Source organism: Collinsella aerofaciens, assembly GCF_015553355.1.
In the GTDB taxonomy this organism is placed as follows: Bacteria; Actinomycetota; Coriobacteriia; order Coriobacteriales; family Coriobacteriaceae; genus Collinsella; species Collinsella aerofaciens_V.
Map to the genome: position 1 here is coordinate 19,660 of NZ_JADNGN010000022.1, position 16,763 is coordinate 36,422.

The 16,763-nt window shown below is 58.2% G+C and carries 13 protein-coding genes; 11 read left to right on the forward strand and 2 right to left on the reverse strand.

All coding sequences use genetic code 11. The features are described from left to right. The first annotated feature begins 61 nt into the window (after positions 1-61). The 3 genes from I2D57_RS06470 to I2D57_RS06480 all read left to right on the forward strand — a co-directional run bounded on the left by I2D57_RS06470 (position 62) and on the right by I2D57_RS06480 (position 6,524). Entirely contained in the window at positions 62-1,525 is a 1,464-nt protein-coding gene (locus tag I2D57_RS06470) for a basic amino acid/polyamine antiporter (RefSeq protein ID WP_148345237.1), read from the forward strand. 608 nt (positions 1,526-2,133) lie between these two features. Next, entirely contained in the window at positions 2,134-4,545 is a 2,412-nt protein-coding gene (gene feoB, locus I2D57_RS06475; RefSeq protein WP_195361888.1) for a ferrous iron transport protein B, read from the forward strand. A gap of 314 nt (positions 4,546-4,859) precedes the next feature. Then, positions 4,860-6,524 carry a PTS transporter subunit EIIC gene (locus tag I2D57_RS06480; protein ID WP_158558581.1) on the forward strand — a complete coding sequence of 555 codons (1,665 nt, stop codon included), beginning with the start codon at positions 4,860-4,862 and terminating at the stop codon, positions 6,522-6,524. A gap of 62 nt (positions 6,525-6,586) precedes the next feature. On the opposite strand, the gene I2D57_RS06485 is transcribed toward I2D57_RS06480, so the two are convergent. Next, positions 6,587-7,339: a MurR/RpiR family transcriptional regulator gene (locus tag I2D57_RS06485; protein WP_158550125.1), complete on the reverse strand. Its 753-nt coding sequence runs from the start codon at positions 7,337-7,339 to the stop codon at positions 6,587-6,589. A 174-nt stretch (positions 7,340-7,513) separates the two neighbouring features. Here I2D57_RS06485 and I2D57_RS06490 point away from each other — a divergent pair, with 174 nt between their 5' ends. The 5 genes from I2D57_RS06490 (at position 7,514) to I2D57_RS06510 (ending at position 13,228) form a co-directional block, all read left to right on the forward strand. Continuing rightward, positions 7,514-8,887, forward strand: a complete 1,374-nt coding sequence (locus tag I2D57_RS06490; protein WP_117583084.1) for a family 4 glycosyl hydrolase — start codon at positions 7,514-7,516, stop codon at positions 8,885-8,887. 165 nt (positions 8,888-9,052) lie between these two features. Further along, complete coding sequence (locus tag I2D57_RS06495) at positions 9,053-9,805, forward strand: hypothetical protein (RefSeq protein WP_195361889.1); 753 nt, start codon at positions 9,053-9,055, stop codon at positions 9,803-9,805. 174 nt (positions 9,806-9,979) lie between these two features. After that, positions 9,980-11,176, forward strand: a complete 1,197-nt coding sequence (locus tag I2D57_RS06500; protein ID WP_195361890.1) for an MFS transporter — start codon at positions 9,980-9,982, stop codon at positions 11,174-11,176. 108 nt (positions 11,177-11,284) lie between these two features. Further along, positions 11,285-12,661 carry an alpha-amylase family glycosyl hydrolase gene (locus I2D57_RS06505; RefSeq protein ID WP_195361891.1) on the forward strand — a complete coding sequence of 459 codons (1,377 nt, stop codon included), beginning with the start codon at positions 11,285-11,287 and terminating at the stop codon, positions 12,659-12,661. 3 nt (positions 12,662-12,664) lie between these two features. Beyond that, a complete protein-coding gene (locus tag I2D57_RS06510) occupies positions 12,665-13,228 on the forward strand; it encodes a uracil-DNA glycosylase family protein (protein ID WP_195361892.1) in 564 nt (187 codons plus the stop codon). Between the two features lies 1 nt (position 13,229). Here I2D57_RS06510 and I2D57_RS06515 read toward each other — a convergent pair whose 3' ends face one another. After that, a complete protein-coding gene (locus I2D57_RS06515; protein WP_195361893.1) occupies positions 13,230-13,892 on the reverse strand; it encodes a hypothetical protein in 663 nt (220 codons plus the stop codon). A 93-nt stretch (positions 13,893-13,985) separates the two neighbouring features. On the opposite strand from I2D57_RS06515, the gene I2D57_RS06520 reads away from it, so the two are divergent. From I2D57_RS06520 to rplL, 3 genes are all read left to right on the forward strand, one after another. Beyond that, positions 13,986-15,122, forward strand: a complete 1,137-nt coding sequence (locus I2D57_RS06520; RefSeq protein WP_195361894.1) for a pyridoxal phosphate-dependent aminotransferase — start codon at positions 13,986-13,988, stop codon at positions 15,120-15,122. 505 nt (positions 15,123-15,627) lie between these two features. Then, positions 15,628-16,149, forward strand: coding sequence for a 50S ribosomal protein L10 (rplJ, locus tag I2D57_RS06525; protein ID WP_089572500.1), 522 nt, complete (start codon positions 15,628-15,630; stop codon positions 16,147-16,149). Positions 16,150-16,251: 102 nt separating this feature from the next. After that, positions 16,252-16,629 (forward strand): 50S ribosomal protein L7/L12, encoded by a 378-nt coding sequence (gene rplL, locus I2D57_RS06530; protein WP_117758628.1) that lies wholly within the window; start codon positions 16,252-16,254, stop codon positions 16,627-16,629. The last annotated feature ends 134 nt before the right edge of the window (positions 16,630-16,763 follow it).

The window sequence follows — 16,763 nt, forward strand, 5'->3', positions numbered from 1 at the left end:
CCGATTCGGGACGTCCGGGCCATCTTTCGTTCGATCACATGATGAAGGGGGTGCACATACAATGGCCTCTAAAGCTCAAAATGAAGAGATTATCGACCCTAATGGCCTCGATCTCTTTCGTCTGACCATGATGGTCATTACCGCCAGTATTTGTGGCGGCATCTTTTCGCTTGCCGGCGATATGGCAGCAGGTGGGGCAAATACCGGTGCGGTTATCGTCTCGTGGGGAATTTGCTTTATTGGCGTCTTTGCGCTGATGATGGTGTTCAACGGTTTGTCTCAGGCCCGTCCCGACCTGACCGGCGGCATCTATGCATACGCTGCGGCCGGTTTTGGCGATTACATTGGATTCAACTCCGCTTGGGGCTACTGGATCAGTGCATGTCTTTCCAACGTGAGCTTTGCGCTCTTGCTGTTTAGCGCGCTGGGCTATTTCTTCCCTGCGTTTGGCGCGGGTAACAACCTGCTTTCTATCGTCTGCGCCAGCGTGTTTTTGTGGTTCCTTACCGCCCTTGTGCTTCGTGGCGTTAAGGAGGCTGCGGGCATTAACACGATCGTCACGTTGGCGAAGCTGGTGCCGCTGGGGCTCTTTGTGCTGAGTATCGTGCTCCTGGGTAAGTTCAACGTCGATATCTTTATGGACAACTTCTGGGGAGAGCCGGCTGGTCCTGGCTTTGGCGAGCAGGTTGTCTCGACCATGATCGCCCTTGTCTGGGTCTTCACGGGCATCGAGGGCGCTGTCGTTATCTCGGGCCGTGCAAAGTACGTGCGTGACGTCGGCCGCTCGACGGCGCTCGGATTTGCGGCTGTATTCACGCTGTATCTGATCATCTCGATGCTGTCGCTCGGCATTATGCCGCGCGAGGAGATGGCACAGCTTGCAACGCCCTCCATGGCGGGAATTCTCGAGTGCGCAATCGGTCCGGTTGGTGCTGCCATCGTAAACCTTGGCGTTATCCTTTCGTTGGTCGGCGCGCTGCTGGGCTATGTCATCATTGCGTCCGAGACGCCGTTCGAGGCGGCGCGCCAGGGATCCTTCCCTCTGGCGTTTGCCAAGACGAACAAGCACGACGCCCCGGTGGTAACGGTTCTCGTGAGCTCCGGCATCACGCAGCTCTTCTTGATCGTGTCGTATGTGGCGGCGAGCACCTACCAGTTCTTCTATAGCTGCGCAGTCAACACGATTCTGGTTCCGTATGTCTGCTCGGCTGCCTATTACATGGTGATTGGCTGGAAGAACGAGCATCTGGACGGGCCGCATGCGCCCAGCGTCGGCAAAGCCCGCTTCTTCGGTACGCTCGGCTTCATCTACACATTGTTCCTGGTGTGGTCGACGGGTCTTCAGGGCGTTATGATCACGACGATTCTTTTTGCTCCGGCCATTCCCGTTTATATGCTGGGCGAGCGAGGCCGCGGTAAACCGGTGCTTCCGCATCTGCACGACAAGCTGATCGCAGCGGTGGTCATTGTCGTGGCAATCATTTCGCTGTATCTGCACTTTGCCGGCATTGCGCCGATAGTCTAAGACTGCGGCAAGCTTCATCGCTTGGTAAGCCGACGGAGGCATCGCGTGCCGGTGCCGTTCGGTAATCCATAACTGACGTGGGCCTCTGTAACGTGCCTTTGTGAGCGCCCACCAAGCCCGCGCAGGTGACATTTGTTGCCAGCGCGGGCTTTTGCTGTTGCGGCGAAATGCCGCCGGCAGCTGGGGACGTTCCTATTGTGCCGGCACCCTGGGACACTCCTTGGATGTTCCGCATGCGACGGAGGGAACGGATCATTTTGTCGAGGGAGCGGGCGGCTGTTTCTGCTCCCGCGGGAAACCACGTCCCGTTTGGGAAATCGTGACCCGTTTTGGGCGCAGATTCCGGGTCGCAGTTTCCCCGAGGGGCTCGATCGGGAAATTGCATCCCAGTCTGAATGCCGATTCCGGGCTGCAGTTTCCGCTAGATGCCTCAACCGGAAAGCCCATCCCGTTTACGTGTTCCGGAGTGGGATGCGGTTTCCGCAGCAGGCCCGTCTGGGAAGCAATGGCCCAGAATTCCCATCGCAGCGATCTGTCGATTGAACGTCGTTGTGTGCTCACGCTATCATGTAAGCTTAAAATTGGTTAGCCATGGCAAACGGTTAGCCATGGTGAACATAAATACAACGCCCTGTGGGCGCCGGGGGAGGAACACGGACGTGAAGCTCGATGCACTCGAGATTGGAAAGGACGCCGTTGTCGCATCGGTGGCATCGGACGATCAGGCACTCCGACAGCATATTTTGGACATGGGTCTAACGCCGGGCACCGAAGTCACCATGATGAAGTACGCCCCCATGGGCGACCCGCTCGAGATTCGCCTGCGCGGCTACGAGCTGACGCTGCGCAAGGACGATGCCGCACGCATCGAGCTCGTGGATGTGCACGATACCGATACCGGCCCGCGCGTTAACGCCGCAATCGGCACGACGGAGCATCCGGCTCTGGGCGAGGGGACGTATTCGCCCCGCGCCGCGAAGACGGCCGTGCCCGAGGGCGCGCCACTGCATTTTGCCCTCGCTGGCAACCAAAACTGCGGCAAGACCACGCTGTTCAACCAGCTGACGGGTTCCAACCAGCACGTCGGTAACTTTCCCGGCGTGACGGTCGATCGCAAGGACGGCACTATTCGTAACCACCCCGAGGCGAGCGTTACCGACCTGCCCGGCATTTATTCGCTGTCTCCGTACACGGGCGAAGAAATCGTCAGCCGTCAATTCATCTTGGACGAAAACCCCGACGCCATCATCGATATCATCGACGCTACCAACATCGAGCGCAATCTGTACCTGACGTTGCAGCTTATGGAGCTTGACCGCCCCATGGTCATCGCGCTCAACATGATGGACGAGGTGACGGCCAACGGCGGCGCCGTAGACGTCAACCTGCTCGAGAGCCTGTTGGGCGTGCCTGTTGTCCCCATTAGCGCTGCCCGCAACGAGGGCATCGGCGAGCTGGTGGATCATGCCTTGCACGTGGCGCGGTTCCGCGAGCGCCCCGGTCGCCTGGACTTCTGTGCGCCCGACGGTCCGGACGGCGGTGCGCTGCATCGCTGCATCCACGGTATTGCTAACCTGATCGAGGACCATGCCGTGACGGCGCACATCCCGGTGCGCTTTGCGGCGACCAAGCTGGTCGAGGGCGATGAGCTGGTAACCGAGGTGCTTCACCTGGATCGCAATGAGCTCGACGCTATCGAGCACATCATTACCCAGATGGAGGGCGAGGCCGGCACCGACCGCCTATCTGCGCTGGCCGATATGCGTTTTAGCTTTATCGGCGACGTGTGCGGGCGTTGCGTCGTCAAGCCGCACGAGAGCCGCGAGCATGTGCGCTCCGTCAAGATTGACCGCATCCTGACAGGTCGTTACACAGCCATTCCGGCGTTTTTGGTGATCATGGGCCTCGTCTTTTGGCTGACGTTTGGCGTGATCGGCGCGGCGTTGCAGGGACTTATGGAGGACGGTATCGCTGCCGTCATCGCCTCGGCCGATGCGGGCCTCAAGGCGTTCGGCACCAACGACGTAGTGCGTTCGCTGGCTGTCGACGGCGTGCTTACGGGTGTGGGCAGCGTGCTGACCTTCCTGCCGATTATCGTCGTGCTCTTTTTGTTCCTCTCCATTCTGGAAGACTCGGGCTACATGGCGCGCGTCGCGTTTGTCATGGATAAGGTGCTGCGTCGCTTTGGCCTGTCGGGCCGTAGCTTTGTGCCCATGCTCGTCGGTTTTGGCTGCACCGTGCCGGCTATCATGTCGACCCGTACGCTCCCATCCGAGCACGACCGCAAGATGACGGTCATGCTCACGCCGTTTATGAGCTGTTCGGCCAAGCTGCCGGTCTACGGCCTGCTGTGCGGGGCGTTTTTCCCACAGGCGACAGTTCCCGCTATGGTCTCGCTCTATCTGATTGGCATTGCGGTCGGTTGCATCGCGGCTTTGGTGCTCAACCGCACGGCCTTTAAGGGTGACCCGGTACCGTTTATCATGGAGCTTCCCAATTACCGCCTGCCGAGTGTCAAGACGACGGTGATGCTGGCATGGGATAAGGCCAAGGACTTTATTACCAAGGCCTTTACCATTATCTTTGCCGCTACCGTGGTCATCTGGTTCCTTCAGACGTTCGATATCCGCTTTAATGTGGTCGCCGATCAGTCACAAAGCTTGCTTGCCGGTCTGGGTAGCATCATCGCGCCGGTGTTGGCCCCGCTCGGCTTTGGCGACTGGCGCGCCTCGACGGCGCTCGTCACCGGACTTATTGCCAAAGAGAGCGTCATCTCGACCCTCACGGTCCTTTTGGGCGCAACCTCGCCTGCGGTGTTGTCGACCATGTTCTCTCCGTTTACTGCCTACGTGTTCCTGGTCTTTACGCTGCTGTACCCGCCCTGTGTGGCGGCCATCGGCGCCGTCAAGAGTGAGCTGGGCGCGCGCTACGCTGTAGCCGTGTTTGCGTTCCAAGTGACGGTCGCCTGGATCGTGGCGTTTGTCGTGCATTCGGCGGGTATATTGCTGGGGTTGGCTTAGGGGCGCGTTGATGCTCCGCGCTTTTGGGCGAGCAACAATTCAATAAATATGAGCCAAAATACCGGCAGTTGTCGGCCTGTGGGGACTGTCCTACGCTGCAGATTGCCGCTCGCTGCCTATTTGCTGCCGTTTACGGATTCGTAAATACTTGCAATCGTCGGTCGATTTAACCGTATTACGCGATGTCACTGCGCATTTTGTGCGTCCCTTTCTACAATCACCTTGTTTCTATTGCCGAACATGTCTTCCGTTTCGCCTGTGTGGGGACGTGGGGTGCAATAGGCGTTTATAGAGGCTCATTGAGGAGGGAATTGATGAAAGAAAAATTCCAATCGTTCGGAAAGGCAATGCTCGTTCCGATTACGCTCATTGCCATTTCCGGTCTCTTTTTGGGTATCGGTAGCGTTTTTACGACCGAACTGACCCTTGTGTCCCTTGGCGTTAATTGGGACTGGTATGCCGCTTCGCCGCTCTTTACGTTCTTCTCGGTATTTAAGGGTCTCGGCGAGGTAATCATTGGAAACCTCGGTGTTTTGTTTGCCGTCGGCTGCGCCTTCTCCTTGTCTCGCAAAGAGAAGGGCTGGGCTGCCTTTTCTGCCCTTGTCTGCTATCTCACCATGCTCAAGACGGTTGAGATTCTGCTTGGAGCAGCTGGCTTGGCTGCCGACAATACAACGGTGGAAGCTCTTCAGAAGGTCGGCCTTACGTCCATTCAGGCGAGTGAGCAGTCCGCACTCTACACTACCTCGCTCGGCTTTTTTGGCTACAGCTCTGGTGTCTTTGGCGGCATTATCGTGGGCTGCCTGGTCGCCTGGATCACCGGCCGTTTTTACAAGACCAAGCTTCCAACGGCGCTGGCGTTTTTTGCGGGCAGTCGAACGGTCCCCATTGTATCGCTGGTCGCCGGTGGCGTCCTGGGCGGCATCATGTACTTCGTTTGGCCCGTCATCGGTGGATGCTTCTCGGGTATTGCAACGTTCGTGAAAGGCTCCGGTCTGGTCGGTACGTTTGTCTATCGCTGGGTGCTCGAGAGCCTTGTGCCGTTTGGCTTGCATCCGCTGCTCGAGACGCCCATGTATTGGACTGAGCTTGGCGGCTCCATGGTCGTCGACGGAACGCGCGTGGTGGGCAATAGCGCTATTCAGCTTGCACAGCTCGCTTCTCCCAGCAGCGACAAGCTCTTGGTTAGGGCCTTCATGGCCGGCTATGGCATTAACGATTACGCGTTGTTCCCGGGCATCGCCCTTGCTATGTGGTCTTGTGCCAAGCCCCAGAACCGCAAGAAGGTTGCTGGTCTTTTAATCCCCACAGTGATTTCGACTGTTTTCTTTGGCGTTACGGAGCCTATTCTCTTTACGTTCCTGTTTGCCGCCCCCTGGCTCTACTTTGGCGTTTACGCTCCGCTTTCCGGACTGGGTGAAGTTCTCTCGGAGGCAATGGGCGTTTCGGTGTACCAGGGAAATATCAAGGACCTGATCCCATTCTTATTCCGCCCCGAGAAGCTTAATCTGCTTCCGTACCTTATTCTGCTCCCCGCCTTTTTCCTGGCAGCTTTCTTCCTCTTCCGGTTCTTTATTACTAAGTTCGATATCAAGACGCCCGGTCGAGATGATGGTGACGATATTGAGTTGATCAACAGCAGAGCTGAGTTCGAGGCAAAGGCCGCTGAGGCAAAGGGCGAGTCTGGTAGCACTCCCGAGAAGGCAGTCCAGGGCCGTGCGACCAAGGACAGCGCGCTTGCTGTTGGCATTGTCGAAGCGCTTGGTGGAGCCGACAACATTGATGATCTTGACAACTGCATCTCACGTCTTCGCGTGATTGTCAAGGATGGTTCTAAGGTTGCAGATGACGAGGTGTTCACCAAGAATCTTGAAGCTATGGGCGTTATCCGCCTGAGCGACAAGGCGATCCAGGTCATTTACGGTCCTCGTGTCGGCGAAGTCGCTTCTGAGGTGCACGAAGTTCTCGGTGACGAGTAAAACGCGCAAGTGGTTTGCAATTGCATAGCGCAATTCCAGGGCTTGGCTTCCTATCGCATGATTTAGGGGGCCAAGCCTTCTTGTTTTAGATTGTCAAGGCAGATACTCAATAGTTCTTCGAATGCGAGAATACAACTTCCGGTAAAGCAGTTAGGCTTAACGTTCTTAAGATCCATTGGGTGATCGTCATGTATCGTAAAGATCGCGTCTGCCGTCTTGGCGAGCTCGCTGTCTTCGTTGCCGGTAAACGCGAGGGTCGTAATGCCCGCGTCGTGGCATGCCCTTGCGGTTTCCAGGATGGCTTCTGTCTGGCCCGATTTGGATATGAGCATCATACAGCTGAGCGTATTTCGGTTGGATTCGACAAACTGATCGGTTTCTAGGAAGTCCTGTATGACGGCCAAAAAGCCAAGTCCAACGAGCTTGGTCGCCATGTACTGCGCAACGATGCGTGAGAAGCCCTCTCCGTTTACTCCGATCATTCTGTTGCGATGCAGGGCGGCGATGAATACGTCTACATCTCCGGTGTGGCATACGAAGTGGACGCTACTGTCTTTGAGTGATTGATTCATTTCGCGGGAGACATGCTGAAGGTGCTTGAGATCGTACATCATTTCGCGGTAGCCGCGGTAGCCGAGCTTTTTCGAAAGCCTGATGACTGTCGTCATGCTGGTAAAGCATGCCATGGCGACGGGTTTTATGCCAATATCATCGAGGGTGTCGATATTGTTGAGCAGGTATTCGAGTACGCTTTGCTCGGTTTCGGATAGCTTTGCGGCTGAGTAGAGCTTGGAAATCTGCTTTTTATCAACCATCGGTGCCCCTTCCCGCCGGACGTGTGTGGCCGCTTCCGTTGCGTAAATAATAACTCCTTGGGGAATTCCTTTCCCGCCTTGCAGCCGGGGCGGGAAGCGGCCCTCCATGCTGGATACAATATCCAAACACAGGCGAACCATGCAATATTGAATGTGCTAATTGGGGGTTTCGATATGAAACTTACGGTCATAGGTGGCGGTGGCGTCCGCTCCATGTTTTTGGCAAAGAGCATAGCCCAGCAGGCGTCATCGCTTGGAATCGACGAACTTGTGTTTATGGACAATGATCCCGAGAAGCTGCGCATCTACGGTGGCCTTGCCGCCCATGTCTCGGGCATGCTTTGCCCCACGCTTAATTTTTCACTGACGGGCGATGCAGTCGAGGCCGTTAAGGACGCCGATTACGTGATCACGACGATTCGCGTCGGTGGGGACCATATGCGCGTTCGCGATGAGCGCATTGCTCTTTCACATGGAGTTCTTGGCCAAGAGACGACTGGCGCAGCCGGCGTGTCTTTTGCCATGCGCTCCGTCCCTGCGCTTGCTTCGTATTGCGAGTTAATCAAGAAGTACGCAAAGCCGGGCGTCAAGGTGTTTAACTTTACTAATCCCGCTGGCGTCGTATCTCAGGCCCTACGCGATATGGGCTATGATTTTACTTATGGCATTTGCGATGCCCCCTCGGGCATGTTGCATCAGTTTGCCGAGTATAAAGGCGTTGATCCCGCATCGGTTCAGGGCGAGTGCTATGGACTCAACCACCTCTCGTTCTTCCGCAATGTGACGGTTGACGGCGAGGACATCATGCCCGACTTGATCCACGACGACGGGGCATATGCTCATACAGATCTTAGGTTCTTCGAGAAGGATCTCGTTCTAAATCGCGGATGCGTGCCAAATGAGTACCTATACTATTTCTACTATCGCGAGCGCGCCGTTGCCAACGTTCTCTCTTCGCCCCAGACGCGCGGCGAACTAATCGAAGAAATTAATCGAGAAATGACGAGCGAGCTTGCATCTATCGATATTGAGAACGACTTCGAAAAGGGCCTCGCCTGCTTTGAGAAGTGGTACGGAATGCGCGAAAACAACTACATGGCTGCCGAGACAGGTATTCACCGCGACAAGCCGTGGACGTTTGACGTGTACGGCAAAGATGCTGGCGGATACGCAGGTGTCGCGCTCCGTTTCATGGATATTGCTCGCTCTGGCAAGACGCAGCAGATGATCCTGTGCACCCCCAACAATGGCGCCATCCCCGGCCTTCTCGATACAGATGTCATTGAGTCAACGTGCGATATCTCCACCGATGGCTGCGTACCGCATCGCGTCGAAGCCGATTCTGTGCCCGCGGGAAACCTCGAATTGATTCGTCGCGTCAAGTACTACGAGCGCACCGTGGCGCGTGGTATCGTTAACCGATCGAAGCGCGACATTGTCGAGAGCCTCGCGATGCACCCGCTCGTTAATTCGTACTCCTTGGCGAAAGATATCGCCGCGCAGTACTTTGAGCTTAACCGCGACTACATCGACGGCTGGACAGACTAGTCTGGACGTTAAAACTAGAAATTATGGATGGGCGGACCGGCGTTTATATTGGCGCCCGTTCGCCCTGCCTAGTAAGAAAACGGGTATAGAGTGAACTTGCGAGAGAACTTCAATGTCTTTCTGGAATCGGGCGATCGGGCGAAGGGATGCCGGAGTGGCTGCACGATGGCGTTATATATCCCCTTGTTTGTTATGAGCGCGCTTCAAATTGGCGTATCAAACGTTGCAACTGAGCTCGCCTATATCAATCCGTCCATTACGCTTGTTTGCACTGTGGTCGCGGCCTTTTTAAACCTGCTTCTATCGAATGTTGCTTTTTCATTATTTGCCGTCGACCGGTCCAAAGAGACGGTGCAACCTGTTCGAACCCCTCCGGTTTATCTCTTGGCCTCGACGGTTCCCCTCCAGATTTCTGGGGCGCTGCTAATTTATTTGGTTCACTTGATTTTATCGGCAATTGTGGTCTTTGCTTCGCTTGCGAGCAGCCAGCTCGGGGTGTTGTGCTCGCTTGTGGTGGCAGTAATCGTGACGCTTCTTTCCGCGTCGTTCGTATTCGTGTTGATTGAAGATGCGGGCGTGGAGCAGAGGGGACTACGAGGCATTCGGTTTGCACCACGCTATATCATGCGTTCGGTCACGGTGCTTCGTTCCTCCTGCAGAGAAATCGCGCGTCCCGCAACGCTGCTGGTGGCATGGAACCTGGTTGCAAGTTGCGCTATCCAGGTTCTTGTTGGATGGGTAGTTTCGAGTGCGGCGCTGCCGTCGGCACTTTCAGTGACGGCGCTTGTACATGAGGGACTTTATTATGGGGCGTTTGCTTATATGCTGCTTTTGCTAGTTCATTGTGCGGTTGCGAGTTGGCTCGAAATTGACGTGCTCATGGGGGTGTCCTTGTGCGTATCCGAGCAGGCGCGATAGCCCGAAGATGAAGCCGCGTTTTCGACATTGAGTTCCTGCGCACCTTGCTTTCTAAGCAGAATTGGCGCGCCGTCTGTTAACGATCGTTTTCCAAGAATTCTTTTGTTGCTCATTTTATAGACTTCTCATTGCTATAATCGCCCACCGCCCAAGACAATCGGAGAGGTTTCCTACATGACTCAGGCAAGACAAGATGGCATCTCACTCAGGCAGTGGCTCCCGCTTATCGGGCTCGCCTGCTGTGCGTTCGTGTTCAACACGTCGGAGTTTATGCCCATCGGCCTTCTGACTGATATCGCCGCGTCGTTCTCGCTCACCGAGGCCCAGGCAGGCATCATGATCTCGGTCTATGCTTGGGGCGTCATGCTGCTGTCGCTGCCACTCATGGTGTTTGCCTCGCGCTTTGAGTTCAAGCGGATGCTGCTCGGCGTGCTCGCCGTGTTTTCTCTGGGTCAGTTCCTGTCCGCTGTGGCACCGACATATCCCATCCTGGTCTGTGCGCGCCTGGTGGTCGCTTGCGCGCATGCCGTGTTCTGGTCGGTCGCCTCGATCATGGCCTCGCGCCTGGTCGACACCCGCCACGGGGCGCTCGCCATCAGCATGATCGCCACGGGCTCGTCCATCGCGCAGATCTTTGGCCTGCCGATCGGCCGCGCCATCGGGCTGGCTGTGGGCTGGCGTATGACATTCGCTGTGGTCGGGGCCTTCTCTGCCGCCGCGGTGGTGTACCAGGCCGCGGTGTTCCCGGCCATGCCGGCGGGCGAGCGTTTTACCGTCAAACAACTGCCCGAGCTGCTCAAGAACCCGTTCCTGATCGCGCTCTACGCGGTCACGGTCTTTATGGCGACCGGCTATTACGCAAGCTACAGCTATATCGAGCCCTTCCTGGCGCAGGTCGCGCACGTCGACGCGGGCGCCATCACCATGACGCTGACGGCGTTTGGCTGCTCTGGTCTGGTGGGAAGCTGGCTGTTCGGCCGACTGTTCGATGGGCACCGCTTCCCGTTCTTGGCTATCACGCTCTCCGGCGTGCCGGTGGCTCTGCTGCTTATGGCCCCCGCAGCCTCGGCGCTCGTGTTGGTGCTTGCCGTCTGCGCACTATGGGGCTGCTGCGCCACGGCCTTTAACGTGGCGTTCCAGGCCGAGCTCATCAAGTACACGCCGGCGGATTCGTCGGCTGTCGCCATGTCGATCTTCTCGGGCCTGTTCAATCTGGGTATCGGCACGGGAACCGCAATCGGCGGCGCCGTGGTTTCGGGTCCCGGTATCGCTTGGATCGGCTTCGTGGGCGGGGCGATTACCGTCGTGGGCGTCATCCTCGCCATCACCGTGCTGTTCCCGGCCATACGCCGCGCCAAGCCCGTCGCCTAATCACAACCTAGGAGAGGGTCGGGGTAGCTAAAACAGCCCGTCCCAAATTAGCTACCCTGCCGGGCATACAATGGATAGCGTTGCGTGAAAGTTACTCGGGAGGTTGCTATGTGGGCATACGAGACGACGTTCTATCAGGTCTATCCGCTGGGCTTTTGCGGAGCTCCGCGCGAAAACGCCGCGCCCGTTGCCGAGGATGAGCTCGCCCAGGCTGCCAACGCCGCGCCCAACCCCGATGCTCCTATCATGAAAATTGCCCAATGGGCCGACTACCTGCAGGAACTCGGCGTTGGCGCTGTGCTGATCAATCCGCCGCTCGAGTCCGATAGCCACGGCTACGATACGCGCAGCCTGCGCCACATCGACCGCCGCCTGGGTGGGGACGCCGACTTTGCCGCCGTGTGCGAGACGCTGCATGCCCACGGCATCCGCGTGGTACTCGACGCCGTCTTCAACCACGTCGGCCGCGGCTTTTGGGCCTTCCGCGATGTTCAGGAGCGCAAGTGGGACTCGCCTTACAAGGATTGGTTCCACATTAGCTTTGATGGCGACTCCTGCTACGGCGATGGCTTTTGGTATGAGGGCTGGGAGGGGCATTTTGAGCTCGTGAAGCTCAACCTGCAAAACCCCGCCGTGGTCGATTACCTGCTCGAGTCCGTGCGCCGTTGGACCGATGTCTTTGGCGTCGATGGCCTGCGGCTGGACGTCGCCTATATGCTCGACCGCGACTTTATGCGCCGCCTGCACGCCTTTACCCGCGAGCTCAAGCCCAACTTTGTGCTGATTGGCGAGACGCTCCACGGCGACTACAACCAGATCGTCAACGACGAGATGCTCGACTCCTGCACCAACTACGAGTGCTACAAGGGCCTGTGCTCCAGCTTTAACTCGGTCAACATGTTCGAGATCGCGCACTCGCTGCACCGTCAGTTTGGTGGCGACCACTGGTGCATCTACCGCGGCAAACACCTGCTGTCGTTTGTCGATAACCACGACGTGCCGCGCCTGGCAAGCATCCTCACCGACAAGTCCTGCCTGCGTCCCGCTTATGGCATGCTCTTTGGCATGCCGGGCATCCCATGCGTTTACTATGGCAGCGAGTGGGGGATTGCCGGCGAAAAGGGCGGCCCCGATGGCGATTGGGCGCTGCGCCCTGCGCTCGACGAGCCCGCACCCAACGAGCTGACGGCCTTCATCAAGCAGCTTGCACGCCTGCGCTCGGCCGACGACGCGGCGGCCCGTGCTCTCAACTACGGCGCGTACCGTAACGTGGTGATCCAGAACAAGCAGCTACTGTTCGAGCGCGCCTGCGACGACGCCACGGTGCTCGTGGCGGTGAATGCCGTGGACGAGACCTTCGCCTTTGGCGCCGGCGAGCTCAACGGCTCCTTTGTCGATTTGCTTGCCGACGGCGTGCCCACGGTCGAGCTGACGGGTACCCTTGAGCTTGCGCCCTACGAGGTGCGCTATCTGTTGAGGGCCTAACTCATGACAGCGTCTGACGAGGGCTATCAACATATTGAGCATGGGTTTGAACCCGTGTTTGACCAGCGCTCGCGCATCTTGGTGTTGGGGTCGTTTCCCTCGGTGCTCTCGCGTGCCAATGCCTTCTATTACGGCAATCCTCAGAACCGCTTTTGGCGCGTGACGGCCGCATGCCTTGGCGTGCCCGTGCCTCCCAACGAGGGCGATCCTTTGGCGGGCAGCGAGCCTGCAACGCTCGACGCCTCGATTGCTGCCAAGCGATCCATGCTACTGAACGGCGGCGTGGCCCTGTGGGATGTGATTGAGAGCTGCGACATTAAGGGGTCGAGCGACGCGAGCATCAAAAACGTCGTGCCAGCACATATCGAGCGCATTACCGACGCGGCTCCCATTAAGCAGGTGATATGCAACGGTGGTACAGCTGGCCGGCTCTACAAGCGCTATCTACAAGAACGCACCGGGCTGTCCGCCATCGTTCTACCGTCGACAAGTCCTGCCAATGCGGCTTGGCGTCTGGAGCGCCTTGTCGAGCGCTGGCGCGAGGCAGTTGACTGGCCTGCTCTCTAATTTAGATACTTGATTGAGCATGGATGCCGAGGCGTTTGATGATGGCGCGCCAGATTGGTGCGGGCACGGCGGGCTTGGCGCGCACCATGCCGTCGGCATCGACACTATCGGCATCGCTGCCGCCAAGCAGCTGCGCATGTCCAATGGAGCAGCCCATGCGCACGGCGCCTACAAGCTTATCCATCGCTTCCGAAAAAGGCCGGCGTAAGAGGCCCATGCGTGGGGAATGGCGAAGAGCCGCGATGCCGCTGCCGGCGCAGATGGCAGCGCCGCCACACCACGTTAGTTTACGGAGCTCGCAAGCTTCCCGCAGGCGCTCGACGAGCATGTGCACCCCCTCGGTGCTTCTGTGGGCAACCTGCACGACGACATAGACGCGCGCCTCTGTATTTCCAAGACGATCGAGCATCTGCTCGACAACAGCCATCGCCTCATCGTCAAATGCATCATCAACGGCGAGCACGATGCCATCGGCAACGCAGCCGGCATCATCCGCCTCCAAATCGACCTGGCGGGGGAGCGCGGTGCCAGAAAGCTGTGCATAGGCGGCGATGGCATCCTGCAGGTCCCAGAGCAAAAACTCAAGATCGGCGCTCTCGGGAATACTGACAAACGCGATGTTATGCAATGTTTTTGGTACATCGCCGCGTGCGGTCGTCTCCATGCCGCCTCCTTTCCGGTTGGTTTCCGTTTAGGTTACACCGTCTGGCGGCGCCTCGCCGCGCTATCCTAGTGCAACCCTTACGAAAGGAACGTCATGCGTCTGCCCATGAACACCTCGCTTGCCACGCTCAAGCCTTCCGGCATTCGCCGGATCAACGCGCTCGCCGCGCAGCATCCGGGATGCATTGCGCTTGCGCTCGGCGAGCCCGATTTTCCCACGCCCGATGTGATTAGCGCCGAGGTAACCGCTTCGTTGGACCGCGGCGATACGCACTATCCGCCCAACAACGGTCGCCCCGCCTTGCGTGAGGCGTTGTCTGCCTACATGGGAGATGCGGGCCTGGCGTTTTCCGCCGATGAGGTCATCCTGACCGACGGCGCGACCGAGGCCCTGTCGGCAACATTCATGTCTATGCTCAACCCCGGCGACGAGGTCATCATCCCCACGCCGGCCTTTGGCCTATACGAGAGCATCGTCGTGGCCAACCACGCCAAGGCGGTCTTCTTGGATACGGAGCCTGCTCAGTTCCAGATCGACGAAGATGCACTTCGTGCCTGCGTGACGCCGGCGACCAAGGCCATCGTCATCTGCTCGCCTAACAATCCTACGGGTTGCATCCTCAACGCGGCATCGCTCGACGCCGTGGCGCGCGTAGCGGAGCAGGCGGGCATCTACGTGGTCTGCGACGACGTATACAACCGCTTGGTCTACGTGGATGGCTACAAGCGTTTTGCCCAGCGCCACCCAGAACTTCGCGAGCAGACGGTAGTTATCGAGAGCTTCTCCAAGCCCTGGGCCATGACCGGCTGGCGCCTGGGCTGGCTCGCAGCGGCAGCCCCCGTCATCGCCGAGATCGCAAAAGCCCACCAATACCTAGTATCGAGCGCCGTCTCCTTTGAGATGGACGCTGCGGCCCGAGCCCTGACCGTCGACCCAACCCCCATGCTCAAAGTCTACCGAGCCCGCCGCGAACGCGTGCTCGCAGCCCTTAATAACATGGGCCTCGACGTCGTAGAACCCGCAGGAGCCTTCTACGCCTTCCCCAGCATCAAACAATTCGGCCTAACAAGCGAAGACTTCTGCATCAAAGCCATCAAAGAAGCAAACGTAGCCTTGGTCCCCGGAGACTGCTTTGGAACCGAAGGCCACATCCGCCTCAGCTACTGCGTGAGCGATGAAAACCTGGACGAAGGCCTAAATCGCCTGTCCACCTTCATTTCGACTTTGTAGTCCTTAGGGACGCAACACATCAGCCCACCGACATAAGGGTTATGCGTGGGGGCGTCAGCCAACGAAAACCCGGGCTGCCCCATAGTTGACGCAGACCGCGCCGCCGAAGGCCGGGCGCAAGGTTTTCGTAGATTCCGCACGAGCCGAAGAGCACTTAATGTGTTCTTCGTGCGAGCCAGGACTTGACCGAGCGAAAACCTTGCGCCCGGCCTTCGGCGGCGCGGCCGGAATGGTGGAATTGTGTGCAGCCCGGATTTCCGTTGACCGACGCCGGGGTCCCCGCCATAATACTTTCGGTTCACGCACGAATCCGCTGCCAGAGACAGCCGGCGCAAACGGGCATCGCCCGCAAGCTTAATGGGATATCCCGCCAGCCGAGGTGGTCGAGTAGATATGTCTTCTCGCCCCCGTCGCTCATGCAGCGCGGGGGCTTTCTTTTTGGACATGCCCCCGTCACGTCCTTGTGGCGGACCGTGCCCGGAAAGAATTCGAGGAGGTGTAATTCATGCCCCAGCAGTACAAAATCGACAAGGTTGCAGAGATCGAGTCCCGTATCGCCGAGAACGCCGGTCTGTTCGTCGTCAACTACAACGGTCTGACGGTTAAGCAGGCTCAGGAGCTGCGTCATCAGCTTCGCGAGTGCGGCGCCGAGATGAAGGTCTACAAGAACAACCTGGTCAAGATCGCTCTCAAGAACCAGGAGCAGCCCGAGCTCGACGAGATCCTCGCCGGCCCCGTCGCTTATGTGTTCTACGAGACCGAGCCGGTCGAGGCCGCTAAGGCCCTTAAGGACTTCTCTGCTAAGTCCAAGGGCGTCCTTGAGATCAAGGGCGGTATCTCCGACGGCAAGGCCGTTTCCGCTGATGATGTTAAGGCTATCGCCGAGCTGCCCACCAAGGATCAGCTTCTCGGCCAGATTGCCGGTCTCATCTCCGGTTTCGCTCGCGACATCGCTGTCTGCGTCAACGGCGTTTCCTCTGGTCTCGCTCGTTCGATCCAGCAGGTCTCCGAGCAGAAGGCAGCCTAGTCGCTGTTTTCACCCGCGGCGGCAACGCCGCACCCCTGGCGCATTCGCGCCGTGTTTTAACTGATCTCCGTGCACATGCACGGAAACCGAAAGGACTTAGAAATGGCTAAGCTTACCACCGATGAGATCATCGATGCTCTTAAGGAAATGACCCTTCTCGAGGCTTCCGAGCTCGTCAAGGCTATCGAGGACACCTTCGGCGTTTCCGCCGCTGCTCCTGCCGCCGTTGTCGCCGCTCCCGCTGCTGGCGCTGCTGAGGCCGAGGAGAAGACCGAGTTTGACGTCGTGCTCGAGGGCTTCGGCGACAACAAGATCCAGGTCATCAAGGCCGTCCGTGAGCTCACCAGCCTTGGCCTGAAGGAGGCCAAGGAGGTCGTCGAGGGCGCTCCCAAGGCTGTTCTCGAGGGTGCCAAGAAGGAGGACGCCGAGGCTGCCAAGGAGAAGCTCGAGGCTGCTGGCGCTGCTGTCACCCTCAAGTAATCAGGCTTTCTCGCCAGATTTCTTTGCAGACGGGGTTCGCATTGCGGACCCCGTCTTTTATTCAAGACTTTAGTCTGCTGGCCGCGCAGCGGCCAGCTTTAAACCACCCGCTACGCGGGTGGAGACAAACGGCT